The sequence below is a fragment of the Arthrobacter sp. QXT-31 genome, from assembly GCF_001969265.1.
Lineage (GTDB): Bacteria > Actinomycetota > Actinomycetes > Actinomycetales > Micrococcaceae > Arthrobacter.
In genome coordinates this window covers 3,651,881-3,665,739 of record NZ_CP019304.1, presented here as the reverse complement: position 1 = coordinate 3,665,739, position 13,859 = coordinate 3,651,881, and the positions used below count along the sequence as shown (strand labels likewise).

General features: G+C 63.5%; 21 protein-coding genes. All 21 read right to left on the bottom strand.

The genetic code is table 11. From position 1 onward, the window contains the following. Positions 1 to 62: 62 nt before the first annotated feature. The 21 genes from BWQ92_RS16660 to rplN all read right to left on the bottom strand — a co-directional run bounded on the left by BWQ92_RS16660 (position 63) and on the right by rplN (position 13,705). The gene (locus BWQ92_RS16660; protein ID WP_076801253.1) at positions 63 to 965 is read right to left on the bottom strand and encodes a response regulator transcription factor; all 903 of its coding nucleotides are present in this window, start codon (positions 963 to 965) and stop codon (positions 63 to 65) included. Between the two features lie 115 nt (positions 966 to 1,080). After that, entirely contained in the window at positions 1,081 to 1,971 is an 891-nt protein-coding gene (gene truA, locus BWQ92_RS16655; protein WP_172804299.1) for a tRNA pseudouridine(38-40) synthase TruA, read from the bottom strand. Between the two features lie 31 nt (positions 1,972 to 2,002). Further along, a complete protein-coding gene (rplQ, locus tag BWQ92_RS16650; RefSeq protein WP_076801250.1) occupies positions 2,003 to 2,587 on the bottom strand; it encodes a 50S ribosomal protein L17 in 585 nt (194 codons plus the stop codon). Positions 2,588 to 2,665: 78 nt separating this feature from the next. Next, positions 2,666 to 3,676, bottom strand: a complete 1,011-nt coding sequence (locus tag BWQ92_RS16645; protein WP_003803733.1) for a DNA-directed RNA polymerase subunit alpha — start codon at positions 3,674 to 3,676, stop codon at positions 2,666 to 2,668. A 132-nt stretch (positions 3,677 to 3,808) separates the two neighbouring features. After that, positions 3,809 to 4,210, bottom strand: a complete 402-nt coding sequence (gene rpsK, locus BWQ92_RS16640; protein ID WP_003803734.1) for a 30S ribosomal protein S11 — start codon at positions 4,208 to 4,210, stop codon at positions 3,809 to 3,811. A 70-nt stretch (positions 4,211 to 4,280) separates the two neighbouring features. Continuing rightward, positions 4,281 to 4,655 (bottom strand): 30S ribosomal protein S13, encoded by a 375-nt coding sequence (gene rpsM / locus BWQ92_RS16635; protein WP_003803743.1) that lies wholly within the window; start codon positions 4,653 to 4,655, stop codon positions 4,281 to 4,283. Between the two features lie 171 nt (positions 4,656 to 4,826). After that, positions 4,827 to 4,940 (bottom strand): 50S ribosomal protein L36, encoded by a 114-nt coding sequence (gene rpmJ / locus BWQ92_RS16630; protein WP_009358722.1) that lies wholly within the window; start codon positions 4,938 to 4,940, stop codon positions 4,827 to 4,829. A 70-nt stretch (positions 4,941 to 5,010) separates the two neighbouring features. Next, on the bottom strand, positions 5,011 to 5,232 hold the full coding sequence (gene infA / locus BWQ92_RS16625; RefSeq protein ID WP_011775571.1) for a translation initiation factor IF-1: 222 nt from the start codon (positions 5,230 to 5,232) through the stop codon (positions 5,011 to 5,013). Between the two features lie 170 nt (positions 5,233 to 5,402). Continuing rightward, complete coding sequence (locus tag BWQ92_RS16620) at positions 5,403 to 6,395, bottom strand: P1 family peptidase (protein WP_076801248.1); 993 nt, start codon at positions 6,393 to 6,395, stop codon at positions 5,403 to 5,405. A 129-nt stretch (positions 6,396 to 6,524) separates the two neighbouring features. Then, the gene (gene map / locus BWQ92_RS16615; protein ID WP_076801246.1) at positions 6,525 to 7,355 is read right to left on the bottom strand and encodes a type I methionyl aminopeptidase; all 831 of its coding nucleotides are present in this window, start codon (positions 7,353 to 7,355) and stop codon (positions 6,525 to 6,527) included. 128 nt (positions 7,356 to 7,483) lie between these two features. Next, the gene (locus tag BWQ92_RS16610; RefSeq protein WP_172804361.1) at positions 7,484 to 8,053 is read right to left on the bottom strand and encodes an adenylate kinase; all 570 of its coding nucleotides are present in this window, start codon (positions 8,051 to 8,053) and stop codon (positions 7,484 to 7,486) included. 5 nt (positions 8,054 to 8,058) lie between these two features. Continuing rightward, complete coding sequence (gene secY / locus BWQ92_RS16605; RefSeq protein ID WP_076801242.1) at positions 8,059 to 9,369, bottom strand: preprotein translocase subunit SecY; 1,311 nt, start codon at positions 9,367 to 9,369, stop codon at positions 8,059 to 8,061. Between the two features lie 196 nt (positions 9,370 to 9,565). Further along, a complete protein-coding gene (rplO, locus tag BWQ92_RS16600) occupies positions 9,566 to 10,048 on the bottom strand; it encodes a 50S ribosomal protein L15 (RefSeq protein WP_076801240.1) in 483 nt (160 codons plus the stop codon). Continuing rightward, a complete protein-coding gene (gene rpmD, locus BWQ92_RS16595; protein WP_003803757.1) occupies positions 10,048 to 10,254 on the bottom strand; it encodes a 50S ribosomal protein L30 in 207 nt (68 codons plus the stop codon). Before rpmD ends, rplO begins: the two co-directional genes overlap by 1 nt. Before the next feature lie 3 nt (positions 10,255 to 10,257). Next, positions 10,258 to 10,974 (bottom strand): 30S ribosomal protein S5, encoded by a 717-nt coding sequence (gene rpsE / locus BWQ92_RS16590; RefSeq protein ID WP_076801238.1) that lies wholly within the window; start codon positions 10,972 to 10,974, stop codon positions 10,258 to 10,260. Continuing rightward, positions 10,971 to 11,354 carry a 50S ribosomal protein L18 gene (rplR, locus tag BWQ92_RS16585; protein ID WP_003803763.1) on the bottom strand — a complete coding sequence of 128 codons (384 nt, stop codon included), beginning with the start codon at positions 11,352 to 11,354 and terminating at the stop codon, positions 10,971 to 10,973. The genes rpsE and rplR overlap by 4 nt, the downstream gene beginning before the upstream one ends. Before the next feature lie 2 nt (positions 11,355 to 11,356). Beyond that, positions 11,357 to 11,893 (bottom strand): 50S ribosomal protein L6, encoded by a 537-nt coding sequence (gene rplF / locus BWQ92_RS16580; RefSeq protein WP_009358294.1) that lies wholly within the window; start codon positions 11,891 to 11,893, stop codon positions 11,357 to 11,359. A gap of 18 nt (positions 11,894 to 11,911) precedes the next feature. Then, complete coding sequence (rpsH, locus tag BWQ92_RS16575) at positions 11,912 to 12,310, bottom strand: 30S ribosomal protein S8 (protein WP_018769139.1); 399 nt, start codon at positions 12,308 to 12,310, stop codon at positions 11,912 to 11,914. A gap of 82 nt (positions 12,311 to 12,392) precedes the next feature. Next, positions 12,393 to 12,974, bottom strand: a complete 582-nt coding sequence (gene rplE, locus BWQ92_RS16570; RefSeq protein WP_076801236.1) for a 50S ribosomal protein L5 — start codon at positions 12,972 to 12,974, stop codon at positions 12,393 to 12,395. Continuing rightward, entirely contained in the window at positions 12,974 to 13,333 is a 360-nt protein-coding gene (rplX, locus tag BWQ92_RS16565) for a 50S ribosomal protein L24 (protein ID WP_003803770.1), read from the bottom strand. Before rplX ends, rplE begins: the two co-directional genes overlap by 1 nt. A gap of 3 nt (positions 13,334 to 13,336) precedes the next feature. Continuing rightward, positions 13,337 to 13,705 carry a 50S ribosomal protein L14 gene (gene rplN / locus BWQ92_RS16560; RefSeq protein ID WP_003803789.1) on the bottom strand — a complete coding sequence of 123 codons (369 nt, stop codon included), beginning with the start codon at positions 13,703 to 13,705 and terminating at the stop codon, positions 13,337 to 13,339. Positions 13,706 to 13,859: the final 154 nt, after the last annotated feature.

The following is a 13,859-nucleotide window of genomic DNA, read 5'->3' as shown; positions in this document are numbered from 1 at the left end:
CTTGTTATTTTCTTGTAACCTCCCCGGCGTGTCCCCCGTTTGCAGGGACGCGCCGCCAGCCCCTACGCCAAGGTGTACCCTGCGCCGCGGACCGTCTTTAGCCAGCGGGGGCGACGGGCGTCGTCGCCGAGCTTGCGGCGGAGGTTACCAATGTGCGTTTCGACGATTCGGCCGGGGTCCCGCGTCCCGCCACCGGGGCTGTCCGGGCTGCCGGCTTCCCGCTTCACGAGGCCTAGAAGCCCGGCGAGTTCCGCCTTGGTGACTATGCCACTGCCGCGCTGCAGCAGGATGTACAGAAGGTCGAACTCGGTGCGGGTCAGCTGCAGGGCACGGCCGCCGAGGGTTGCGGCGCGCGCTGCACAGTCGATCGCCAGCCCCTTGTGCTCATAGGCTTTCGCCACTGACGGGTCCTGGGCCACTGGAAGGCCGGCCAGTACGCTCGACGAAGGGACCGGCTGTGGGCGCGGCCCCAACCTTGGACTCGGCCGGGGCTCTGTCCGCACCGGCTGGGCCCGGGGCACCGGCCGTGAAGCCCGGAGCCGTGGGGAAACCAGGGGCGGTTCCCGCGGCGTCACGATGGGAGGAACCGTCAGCTCCCGGGGCCGGCGAAGCATTCCGTCAACGCGGACGCGGAGTTCCCGGGGCCGGATGGGCTTGACCATGTAATCGTCAGCCCCGGCGTCGAAGGCCCGGAGCGTCGTCCCAAGGTCGTTCCGCGCTGTGACCACCAGGATGTAGGTGTGGCTGAATTCCCGGATGCGCCGCAGCACCTCGTAGCCGCCCATGCCGGGAAGCACCAGGTCCAGCGTGACAGTGTCAGGCTGCTTTGCGCGCACCAAAGCAATCCCGGCGTCACCGGTGGCAGCGCAATGCACCTCGAAACCGGCTTCCCCGAGCGTGGCCTCCAGCAGCGAGCGGACTTCCGCATCCCGCTCGATGACCACAACAACGCGACGATCATTCATCCCTTACCCCCTGTAAGGACCGCATGACTTAAGACTGCGTCCCAGCCTACTAGCCGGATACGCGTAAACGAGGGACCACCCTCACGTCCTGCAACACAAGGTCGCGGACCGGGCGTTACTCTCGCAGCGCCCGCGTGAGTTCTGCCCTGGCCAGCAGTTCGCCGTCGGACGGATATGCCACTTCCTCCAGGACCAGCGGGTGGGGCGCGGCCAGGACGGACCGGGCGTCGCGCTTCCTCGCCAGCAGCCGCTCGTGCAGCCACTCCGGACGCTCCTGCCCCTCCCCCACGTACAGGGCCGACCCCACCAGCGCCCGCACCATGTTGTGGCAGAAGGCATCGGCCTGGACGGTGGCAACGATGACGCCGTCCTGACCGCGGGAAAACTCGAAACGCTGCAGTTCACGGACGGTGGTGGAGCCCTCCCGCGGTTTGCAGAAAGACAGGAAGTTGTGCAGGCCCAGCAGCTGCGCGGAACCCTCGTTCAGCAGGTCCACGTCCAGCGGATCCTTGTGCCACAGAGTGTCGTAGCGGCTGAGCGGATCCCACTTCTCCAGACCATCAGCGATGCGGTAGCTGTAGCGGCGCCACAGGGCTGAGAAGCGCGCATCGAAACCCTCGGGCGCAACAGCCGCGTGGTGCACCACGATCGCGCCGGTCTGGTCCCCCAGCCCCCGGCTAAGCGTACCCCGCAGGCGGCGCAGAAGGGCGACGGCGGGATCAATTGCCGCACCCCGGCTCAGTCCCAGCCACTCGGCTTCCGTGAGGTCGAGGTGTACCACCTGGCCGCGGGCGTGCACGCCGGCGTCGGTGCGCCCGGCCACCGTGACACGTACCGGACGGCGGAGCAGCAGCTCCAGCGCCTCCTCCAGAACTCCCTGAACGGTCGGCAAACCGGGCTGCACTGCCCACCCGCTGAACGGGCCGCCGTCGTACGCGAGATCCAGCCGGATACGCAAAAACCCGCCGCCCCCCAATACGGGGGCAGCGGGTTTTTGGTGGGTCATAGACTCAAGTCTATGCGAAGGATTTAGCGAATTACTTCGCGTCCTTGGCCTCGTCGGCAGGAGCCTCTTCAGCAGCAGCTTCCTCGGCCGGAGCCTCTTCAGCCGGAGCTTCCTCAGCGGCAGGAGCCTCTTCGGTTGCAGCTTCGGTCTCAGCAGCTTCGGTCTCGGTGACCTCTGCCTCGGGAGCTTCCTCAGCAGCCGGAGCAGCAGCAGCGGCGGCCTGGGTGGCCTCGGCTACAACAGCCTGCTTGGCGGAAACGGGCTCCAGAACCAGCTCGATGACAGCCATGGGAGCGTTGTCGCCCTTACGGTTGCCGATCTTGGTGATGCGGGTGTAGCCGCCGTTGCGGTTCTCCACAGCCTGGGCGATGTCGGTGAACAGCTCGTGGACGACGCCCTTGTTGCTGATCAGGCCGAGAACGCGGCGGCGGGAAGCGAGGTCGCCACGCTTGGCGAAGGTGACCAGGCGCTCTGCGTACGGCTTCAGGCGCTTGGCCTTGGTGACCGTGGTGGTGATCCGCTTGTGCTCGAACAGTGCGGAAGCCAGGTTCGCGAGCATCAGGCGCTCGTGAGCCGGGCCGCCTCCGAGGCGCGGACCCTTAGTGGGGGTAGGCATAATTGTTTCTCCTCATATGGAAGCCGGGAGGCTGCGCACAACGCGGTGCGGGCCAGCCCCTCGGCCAAGATCTGCTTGTTAGAGCTCGTCGTCGCTGAACGCGGCGTCGTCCTCTTCGATGGCTGCGGCGCGGGCAGCGAGGTCGAAACCGGGAGGGGAGTCCTTCAGGGACAGGCCCAGTTCAACCAGCTTTGCCTTGACCTCATCGATGGACTTCGCACCGAAGTTGCGGATGTCCATCAGGTCAGCCTCGGAGCGGGCAACGAGTTCACCCACGGTGTGGATGCCCTCACGCTTGAGGCAGTTGTAGGAACGGACGGTGAGGTCCAGATCCTCGATCGGCAGAGCCATGTCTGCTGCCAGGGCAGCATCCGTCGGCGACGGGCCGATTTCGATACCCTCAGCTGCGGTGTTCAGCTCGCGGGCCAGACCGAACAGTTCCACCAGGGTGGTGCCAGCGGAAGCAACGGCATCGCGCGGGGCGATGGCCTGCTTGGTCTCGACGTCGACAATCAGCTTGTCGAAGTCGGTGCGCTGCTCAACACGGGTGGCTTCCACGCGGAAAGTAACCTTCAGCACCGGCGAGTAGATGGAGTCGACCGGAATACGGCCGATCTCTGCGTCGCCGGACTTGTTCTGAGCTGCCGAAACGTAGCCGCGGCCGCGCTCGATGGTCAGTTCGAGTTCGAACTTGCCCTTCGAGTTCAGCGTGGCAATGTGCAGATCCGGGTTGTGGAACTCGACGCCGGCCGGCGGAGCGATGTCCGCGGCGGTGACGACTCCGGGGCCCTGCTTGCGCAGGTAAGCAACAACCGGCTCGTCGTGCTCGGAGGACACGGACAGGTTCTTGATGTTGAGGATGATCTCGGTGACATCTTCCTTGACACCCGGAACCGTCGTGAACTCGTGCAGCACGCCATCGATCCGGATGCTGGTTACAGCGGCACCGGGGATGGAGGAGAGCAGGGTACGGCGGAGGGAGTTTCCGAGGGTGTATCCGAAGCCCGGCTCCAGCGGTTCAATGATGAAACGGGAGCGGTTTTCGGAGACGACCTCTTCGGAGAGGGTGGGGCGCTGTGCAATGAGCACTTAGGTTTCCTTTCGGCGAGCATCCGCTATATGACGCAACACAGGTGGTGGAAAATCGGTCTGAGGACTTAACGCGCTGGGCTTGCCCGGACCCGAAACGGGTCCGGGCAAGCTCCAAGCTGCGAAAAGTACTTAGACGCGGCGGCGCTTCGGCGGACGGCAGCCGTTGTGGGCGGCGGGGGTGACGTCCTGGATGGAGCCAACCTCGAGGCCGGCAGCCTGCAGCGAACGGATCGCGGTTTCGCGTCCGGAACCCGGTCCCTTGACGAACACGTCAACCTTCTTCAGGCCGTGCTCCTGTGCACGCTTGGCGGCAGCTTCGGCAGCCATCTGCGCAGCGAACGGGGTGGACTTACGGGAGCCCTTGAATCCAACCTCACCGGCGGAAGCCCAGGAGATCACAGCACCGGTCGGGTCCGTGATGGACACGATGGTGTTGTTGAACGTGCTCTTGATGTGCGCCTGGCCAAGCGCGATATTCTTCTTGTCCTTCTTACGCGGCTTGCGAACCGCGCCACGAGTCTTCGGGGGCATTTCTTCTCCTACAGAAAGTTATTTGGGGGAAGGCCTTGCTGATCCCACATTTGCCAAGAGGCAAATGTGTTTAGCGGGCCTTCTTCTTGCCGGCGACGGTGCGCTTCGGGCCCTTGCGGGTACGAGCGTTGGTCTTCGTACGCTGACCGCGTACGGGCAGGCCCTTGCGGTGACGCAGGCCTTCGTAGCTGCCGATCTCAACCTTGCGGCGGATGTCTGCTGCCACTTCGCGGCGAAGGTCACCCTCAACCTTGTAGTTGCCTTCAATGTAGTCACGCAGCTCGACCAGCTGCGCGTCCGTCAGGTCCTTGACCCGAACGTCAGCGCTGATGCCGGTGGCAGCCAGGGTTTCGTGTGCACGGGTCTTGCCCACGCCGTAGATGTAAGTAAGCGCAATTTCCAGCCGCTTTTCGCGGGGAATGTCTACGCCAGCGAGACGAGCCATAGTGGCGGTACTCCTTGATAAACCGGAGGTCGTAGGCAGTACACCCGCACTTTCAGTGCGGCCCCAGCCTCCGACCGGGGGTTAGCTGTCCAGGCCCATACGTCCCAGTTCAGCTTGTGCTGCCTTTATTTACTTGCGTGGGTTAGCAACCCAGGGGTTCCCGAAAGGGAATTAGCCCTGGCGCTGCTTGTGGCGCGGGTTCTCGCAGATCACCATGACCCGGCCGTTACGGCGGATCACTTTGCACTTTTCGCAGATCTGCTTGACGCTCGGCTTGACCTTCATGGCGTTCCTTTGCGTGATAGCAGTTGGTCCGATGAACCGGCCTCAGGCTGCTGCCCTGGCCGTCCAACGTTTACTTGTAGCGGTAGACGATACGACCACGTGTCAGGTCGTAAGGGCTCAGCTCCACCACTACGCGGTCCTCAGGGAGAATCCTGATGTAGTGCTGGCGCATCTTTCCAGAGATGTGTGCCAGGACGACGTGCTTGTTGGTGAGCTCAACACGAAACATCGCGTTGGGCAGCGCCTCAGTCACTACGCCCTCGATCTCAATGACCCCGTCCTTCTTGGCCATATCCTCCGCTAACTGTTGTTTGCCGCAGACCTCCGGCAGGCGCCGGACATTACTGCGGACGTTTTTGATTTGATTGACCGTCGCCCTCCGGCCCGCAATTGGGCGTGGCAGGGCAGACAACCAACATGCAACTCTACGGCATTCAGCCCGGAAAGTTAAATCCAGCCATGTTAGCGCACATTGCCCGGGTATGCACCAAATTCGCCCGCAGGAGTCGTCACCGGCTGCGCGCTGCTGACCCCGTCCAGGATGGCCAAACGTACGACGTCGGCTGCCGCACTCTGCAGGGTAATGAGACTTATCTGCCGGGCGGCTTCCGTACTCCTGTCCAGCTCCCGGGCTCCGGTAGCGAGGCAGAACACCGTGTCCCCGTCGGCCAGGGTGTGGCTCGGATTCAGCGCCCGGGCCAGGCCGGCATGCGCAGCCGAGGCGGTGCGCTTGCCCTCGGCCGCATCCAGCACCGCGTCCGTGGCGACGACCACCAGGGTTGTGTTGAAGGTCGGGGCGGATAGATCCCGCTGATTGAACGCGGCGAAATCTCCGGTCTGGGTTTCAGCAGGCCCAACCAGCGGCAGGCCCACGGCGTTCACTACAGCCAGCGCCCCGACCACCACCCCGTTCTCCAGGGTGACGGATGCTGTCCCGACTCCCCCTTTATACTTCCCGCGTCCCATGACCGCTCCGGTGCCGGCCCCCACGCTGCCGCATTCGACCTCGTGCCCCTCCGCCTGTGAGCCGGCCACTGCGGCTGCCGCGTAACCCATCTCCGCGTCCGGGCGGGCGTTGAAGTCGCCGCCGCGGCCGAGGTCGAAGATGGCGGCGGCGGGAACGATGGGCACCACCCCGCCAGTGACGGCGAAGCCCCGGCCCTGCTCCTCGCACCAGCGCTGGGCGCCGTGCGCGGTCACCAGCCCGTAGGCGCTGCCACCGGTAAGGACCACGGCGTCCACCGTGGACACCAGCGTCGTGGGGTCGAGCGCGTCGGTCTCATGGGTGCCGGGCCCTCCCCCGCGCACGTCCACCGAACCCACTGTCCCCGCAGGGGGCAGGACCACGGTCACGCCGCTCAGCCACCCGCCGTCGGACTTCTGCTGGTGTCCCACCCGGATCCCGGGCACGTCGGTGATCTTGCCCTGCGCCCGGCTCTCCTCAGTCGCTTCCATGGCCCCATTCTGCCCCGGTACCCCAACATTGGGATGCAGAAAGTTCTCCGTGACGCGCAAAATCCCTGGCGACACGGGAATTCCGGTGTCGCCAGGGATTCAGCGCGTCGCAGCGTTAGATGAGCGTCGTCAGTTGGGGATCGGGACCGGCACCACGCCGAGGGGCGCGAGCTTCTCGGCGCCACCGTCAGGCGCCGAGAGGACCCAGATGCCCTTCTCGTGCACGGCCACAGAGTGCTCCCACTGGCATGAGCGCTTGCCGTCGGTGGTGACCACTGTCCAGTCGTCCTCCAGAACCGCCGTCTCGATGCCGCCCCGCACCAGCATCGGCTCGATCGCCAGGCACAGGCCAGGCCGGATCTTCGGGCCGCGGTGGCTGGTGCGGTAGTTCAGCACGTCGGGGGCCATGTGCATCTCCGAGCCGATGCCGTGGCCGACGTAGTCTTCGAGGATGCCGAGGGGCTTGCCCGGCACCGAGGAGACATAGTCGTCAATGGCCGCGCCGATGTCGCCAACGAACTTGCCGTTGGCCAGGCCGGCGATGCCGTGCCACATGGCGGCCTCGGTGACGTCGGAGAGACGCTGGTCCTCCGGGTCCGGTGTTCCCACGATGACGGTCCGGGCGGAGTCGGAGTGCCAGCCGTTGACGATCGCGCCGCCGTCGATGGAGATGATGTCCCCGTCCTGCAGGACCTTCTCGCCCGGGATGCCGTGCACCACTTCCTCGTTGACGGACGTGCAGATGCTGGCGGGGAACCCATGGTAGCCCAGGAAGTTGGACTTGGCGCCCGCTTCCAGCAGCACCGCCGCGAAGACCTCGTCGAGCTGCCGGGTCGTGACGCCCGGGGCTGCTGCGGCCACGGCGGCGTCGAGCGCGCGGCTCAGGACGAGCCCGGCCTCATGCATGGTGCGCATCTGGGCGTTGGTCTTGTATTCAATCCGTGGCTGGCCGAATGCCATCAGCGGTGCTTCCTCTCAATGGGCCCCTGCCCGGCAAGCTGCCGGGCTGGGACCAAAAACTGCGGGGCTAAAAGCCGGAGGCCCCTCCCCAATGGTCCGGGAGGAGCCTCGCAGCGTTGGAACTGATATCAGGCGGCCTGAGCTTCCTTGATGGCCTGCATCACGCGGTCGGTGACCTCGTCGATCTGGCCGATGCCGTCCACCTGGGTCAGGATGCCGCGTTCGGCATACTTGGCCACAACAGCCTCGGTCTGCTCGTGGTAGAGGTCCAGGCGGTGGCGGATGACGGCTTCATTGTCGTCACTGCGGCCGGTTTCCTTTGCGCGGCCCAGCAGGCGGTGCACGAGTTCCTCGTCATCGGCGGTGAGCTGCAGGACGACGTCCAGCTTCTGGTCGCCGTTGGCCAGGATCTGGTCCAGGTAGTCAACCTGGGCAGTGGTGCGCGGGTAGCCGTCCAGGAGGAAGCCGTCTTCGACGTCGGCCTCGCTGAGGCGGTCGCGCACCATCTTGTTGGTCACGCTGTCCGGAACGAAATCCCCGTTGTCCATGTACTTCTTGGCCTCGACGCCGAGCGGCGTCTCGCCCTTGACGTTGGCGCGGAAGATGTCGCCGGTGGAGATCGCAACAACGCCGAGGCGTTCAGAGATGCGTTCCGCCTGCGTGCCCTTGCCCGAACCCGGTGGTCCGATAATCAACATTCTGGTCATCGCAATAGCCCTTCGTAGTGACGCTGCTGTAGCTGCGCGTCAATTTGCTTGACGGTTTCCAGGCCAACGCCCACCATGATCAGGATCGAGGTGCCACCGAACGGGAAGTTCTGGTTTGCGTTGATCAGCACGAGCGCCACCAGCGGGATCAGTGCCACGAAGCCAAGGTAGATGGCGCCGGGCAGCGTGATGCGCGACAGGACGTACTGCAGGTAATCCGCGGTCGGCTTGCCGGCACGGATACCCGGAATGAAGCCGCCGTATTTCTTCATGTTGTCGCTGACCTCTTCAGGGTTGAAGGTGATCGCGACGTAGAAGTAGGTAAAGAACACAATCATGGCGAAGTACAGCGCCATGTAGATGGGGTGGTCCCCGCGGGTCAGGTTGTTGTTGATCCACTCAACCCACGGCTGGATCGTCTCCCCCGCCTTCGGCTGGTTGAACTGCGAGATCAGCGCCGGCAGGTAGAGCATCGAGGAGGCAAAGATGACGGGAATGACGCCGGCCATGTTCACCTTGATGGGGATGTACGTGCTGGTGCCGCCCACGGTGCGGCGTCCGATCATCCGCTTGGCGTACTGCACTGGGATGCGGCGCTGGGACTGCTCCACGAAGACCACCAGGGCAACGGTGAGCAGGCCGATGGCCAGCACGATGAAGAACGTGCCCGGACCCTGTGCGGACCAGATGGCGCCCAGCGAGGTGGGGAAGCCGGCAGCGATGGCCGTGAAGATCAGCAGCGACATGCCGTTGCCGACGCCCTTCTCAGTCACGAGCTCACCCATCCACATGATGAGGCCGGTGCCGGCAGTCAGCGTGATGATGATGAGGATCGTGGTGATGACACTCTGGTCCGGGATGATCGGCAGGTTGCAGCCGGGCAACAGCTGGCCGGAGCGCGCCAGCGACACCAGCGTCGTGGCGTTCAGCAGGCCAAGGGCGATGGTCAGATACCGCGTGTACTGCGTGAGCTTGGACTGCCCGGAGGCGCCCTCTTCATAGAGCTGCTGGAAACGCGGGATGACCACACGCAGCAGCTGCACAATGATGCTCGCCGTGATGTACGGCATGATTCCCAGGGCGAAGATGGAGACCTGCAGCAACGCACCGCCGCTGAAAAGATTGACGAGCTGGTAGATCCCGCCCTGGGTCTGCCCGGTCGACAAGCATTGCTGGACATTCTGGTAGTTCACACCAGGCGAGGGGATGAAAGCTCCCAAGCGGAAGATTGTGATGATTCCCAGCGTGAACAACAACTTGCGTCGCAGATCAGGCGTTCGAAACGCCCGGCCGAATGCGCTTAGCAAGCGTCCTCCTCAGTAGTTAATGAGTCTCGTGATGCAGGTCTATAAACCCAACAACCGAGTCTAACCGGTGTTTGCGGCATGCGAACAATCCGGACGACCCAATGGGTATGGAAAAACTCCCGGCACAGGGGCCTGGGCCCCCGTGCCGGGAGTTTGCGCAGCAGGCTATTGCCCACCGGCTCCGGGAGTAAATCCCCTAGAGCGCGGTGGTGCTGCCGCCGGCTGCAGCGATCTTCTCAGAAGCGCTGGCTGAGAAGGCGTGGGCGGTGACGTCAACCTTGACGGTGATGTCGCCGGTGCCAAGCACCTTCACGGGCTGGTTCTTGCGAACAGCACCCTTTGCAACCAGGTCCTCCACGGTGACGGTGCCACCTTCCGGGAACAGCTCGTTGAGCTTCTCCAGGTTCACAACCTGGAACTCAACCCGGAACGGGTTCTTGAAGCCGCGCAGCTTCGGCAGGCGCATGTGCAGCGGCAGCTGGCCGCCGGCAAAGCCAGCCTTCACCTGGTAGCGGGCCTTCGTACCCTTGGTACCGCGACCGGCGGTCTTACCCTTGGAAGCCTCACCACGACCAACACGGGTCTTGGCGGTCTTGGCACCGGGGGCGGGACGCAGGTGGTGAACCTTCAGAGCGCTCTGCTTCTCAGCAGCGGTCTCGGCGGTGTTCTTCTCTGCCATTACTTCGCCTCCTCAACATTCACGAGGTGCGGAACCGTGTTGAGCATTCCAACGGTCACGGCGTCGGCGGTGCGGACAACGGTGTGTCCGATCCGCTTCAGGCCGAGGGACCGCAGGGTGTCGCGCTGGTTCTGCTTGGCGCCAATGACGCCCTTGATCTGGGTGATCTCCAACTTGGCGTCGGAGGGAGTCAGGTTCTTCGCCATGACTTAGACACCTGCCTTCTGGTTCATCAGCGAACGCACCAGGGCGGCCGGAGCAACCTCGTCCAGCGGCAGGTTGCGGCGTGCTGCCACAGATGCCGGCTCTTCGAGACGCTTCAGTGCATCAACGGTCGCGTGAACGATGTTGATGGCGTTGGAGGAACCGAGCGACTTGGAGAGGATGTCGTGGATGCCCACGCACTCCAGTACTGCACGGACCGGACCACCGGCGATAACACCGGTACCGGCGGAAGCCGGACGCAGCATTACGACACCAGCGGCCGCTTCACCCTGAACGCGGTGCGGGATGGTGTTGCCAACGCGGGGAACGCGGAAGAAGGACTTCTTGGCCTCTTCAACGCCCTTGGCGATAGCAGCGGGAACTTCCTTGGCCTTGCCGTAGCCGACGCCGACCAGACCGTTACCGTCACCAACGACGACGAGTGCGGTGAAGCTGAAGCGACGACCACCCTTGACGACCTTGGAAACGCGGTTGATGGTAACAACGCGCTCTACGAACTGGTTCTTCTCGGCTTCACGTCCGCCGTCGCGGCCGCCACGGCCACCGCGGTCGCCGCGGCCCTGGCCACGGTCGCCACGCTCGCCGCGACGGGCGCCACCACGGCGGTCCTCGGTGGCGGGGGCAGTGGTCTCAGCAGCTGCGGCTTCGGTCGCCTTCTCTTCTGCAGACACAGTGTCCTTTTCCTTGTTTGCTTCGGTCACAGTGACAGCCCACCTTCGCGTGCACCGTCAGCGACGGCGGCGATCCGGCCGTGGTACTTGTTACCACCACGGTCGAAGACAACAGCCTCGACGCCGGCAGCCTTGGCACGCTCGGCAACGAGCTCGCCAACGCGCTTGGCCTTGGCGGTCTTGTCACCATCGAATGCACGAAGGTCAGCTTCCAGAGTGGACGCGCTTGCTACGGTCTGGCCAATGGTGTCGTCGACAACCTGGACAAATACGTGGCGTGCGGAACGGTTGACGACCAGGCGAGGACGTACAGCCGTACCGGAGATGCGCTTGCGGATACGAAGCTGGCGGCGGCTGCGGGAAGCAGACTTGCTCTTGTTCGTACGCTTCTTGTTAATGGCGATGGCCATGGTTACTTACCAGCCTTTCCGACCTTGCGGCGGATGACTTCGCCGGCGTAGCGGATGCCCTTGCCCTTGTACGGGTCAGGCTTGCGCAGCTTGCGAATGTTGGCAGCAACCTCGCCGACCTGCTGCTTGTTGATGCCTGAGACAGAGAGCTTGGTCGGTCCCTCTACTGCAAAGGTGATGCCGGCCGGAGCCGAGACGTTGACCGGGTGACTGAAGCCGAGAGCGAACTCAAGGTCAGAACCCTTGGCCTGAACGCGGTAACCGGTACCAACGATTTCAAGCTTCTTCTCGTAGCCTGCGGTGACGCCCTGGATCATGTTGGCGATCAGGGTGCGGGTCAGGCCGTGGAGCGAACGGGAGGCGCGCTCGTCGTTCGGGCGGGTAACGGTCAGGGTGTTGTCTTCCAGGGCAACCTCGATCGGGCTGGCCACAGTGTGGCTCAGTTCGCCCTTGGAACCCTTGACGCTGACGACAGAGCCGTCAACCTTGACCTCAACGCCGGCAGGAACGGTGATGGGGAGACGTCCAATACGTGACATTATTCTCTTCCTTTCCCGTTACCAGACGTATGCGAGGACTTCGCCGCCCACGCCCTTCTTGCCGGCCTGCTTGTCAGTCAGGAGGCCGGAAGAGGTGGACAGGATTGCGATACCCAGGCCACCCAGCACGTGAGGCAGGTTGGTGGACTTCGCGTAAACGCGGAGACCCGGCTTGGAGATGCGGCGGACGCCAGCGATGGAACGCTCGCGGTTCGGACCGAACTTGAGCTCGAGGGTCAGCTTCTTGCCGACTTCAGCGTCCTCTTCCTTCCAGCCGGCGATGAAACCTTCGGCCTTGAGGATGTCAGCAACGCGAGCCTTGAGCTTGCTGTAAGGCATAGACACGGAGTCGTGGTATGCCGAGTTTGCGTTACGCAGGCGCGTAAGCATATCTGCGACAGGATCTGTCATAGTCATTTGGGCTCTTGCCCTTCCTCGTAACGGTTTCCGCCGTTCTGTCCCCGGAGGATCAGAGCGGCCGGACCTTTTACGTAGTTAATTAAGCTTCGGTCTTGAACGGGAAACCCAGCGCCTTGAGCAGCGCGCGGCCTTCGTCGTCGGTCTTGGCGGTGGTCACAACCGTGATGTCCATACCGCGGACGCGGTCGATCTTGTCCTGGTCGATTTCGTGGAACATAACCTGTTCGGTCAGACCGAAGGTGTAGTTGCCGTTGCCATCGAACTGCTTGCCGCTGAGGCCGCGGAAGTCGCGGATACGGGGCAGGGCCAGGGTGACCAGGCGGTCCACGAATTCCCACATGCGGTCGCCACGGAGGGTAGCGTGCGCACCGATGGGCATGCCTTCGCGCAGCTTGAACTGGGCGATCGACTTGCGGGCCTTGGTGACCTGCGGCTTCTGGCCGGTGATCTGGGTGAGGTCGCGGACAGCGCCGTCGATCAGCTTGGAGTCCTTGGCGGCATCTCCAACACCCATGTTCACAACAACCTTGACCAGACGGGGAACCTGGTTCACGTTCTCGTACTTGAATTCCTCAAGAAGCGCGCTCTTGATGGAATCGGCGTACTTGGTCTTCAGACGAGGAACGATCTTCGTTGCCGGAGTCTCGAGAGTCTCAGTCATTAGATGTCCTTCCCGGAGCTCTTGGCCACGCGGATGCGGACGGTCTTCTTAACGCCGTCCTTCTCTACGGTGTCGAGGCGGAAACCAACGCGGGTCGGCTTCTTGGTGGACGGGTCAACCAGAGCCACGTTGGAAACGTGGATCGGAGCCTCGACGACCTCGATACCGCCGGTCTTGGTGCCGCGCTGCGACTGACCGACCTTGGTGTGCTTGGTAACGCGGTTGATACCCTCAACCAGCACGCGGTTGGTGTCCGGGAACACGCGCAGGACCTTGCCCTGCTTGCCACGGTCGCCGCCGCGCTCAGCCTTGGCGCCAGTGATGACCTGAACCAGGTCACCCTTCTTGATCTTAGCCATGGACTAGAGCACCTCCGGAGCCAGAGAAACGATCTTCATGAACTTCTTGTCACGGAGTTCACGACCAACCGGTCCGAAGATACGGGTGCCGCGGGGGTCACCGTCGTTCTTCAAGATGACGGCTGCGTTCTCGTCAAACTTGATGTAGGAACCATCCGCACGGCGGCGTTCCTTCTTGGTACGGACGATGACAGCCTTGACGACGTCGCCCTTCTTTACGTTGCCGCCCGGGATTGCATCCTTGACGGTGGCGACGATGACGTCGCCGATGCCTGCGTAGCGACGGCCGGATCCACCGAGAACGCGAATGGTAAGGATTTCCTTAGCACCCGTGTTGTCGGCGACCTTCAGTCGCGACTCCTGCTGAATCACTATTTACTCCTTGCGTCGCGCCGGTTCTCAGACCGAAAATTTTGCTACGGAATGAGCCTTGCGGAACGGTTGATCGGGGTGTCTCTGGACCTGACTGGATTTTGCCAGACCAGGCCTAAACGCCCGTGCCACAAACAGTTGCTTCCCAAGCCCG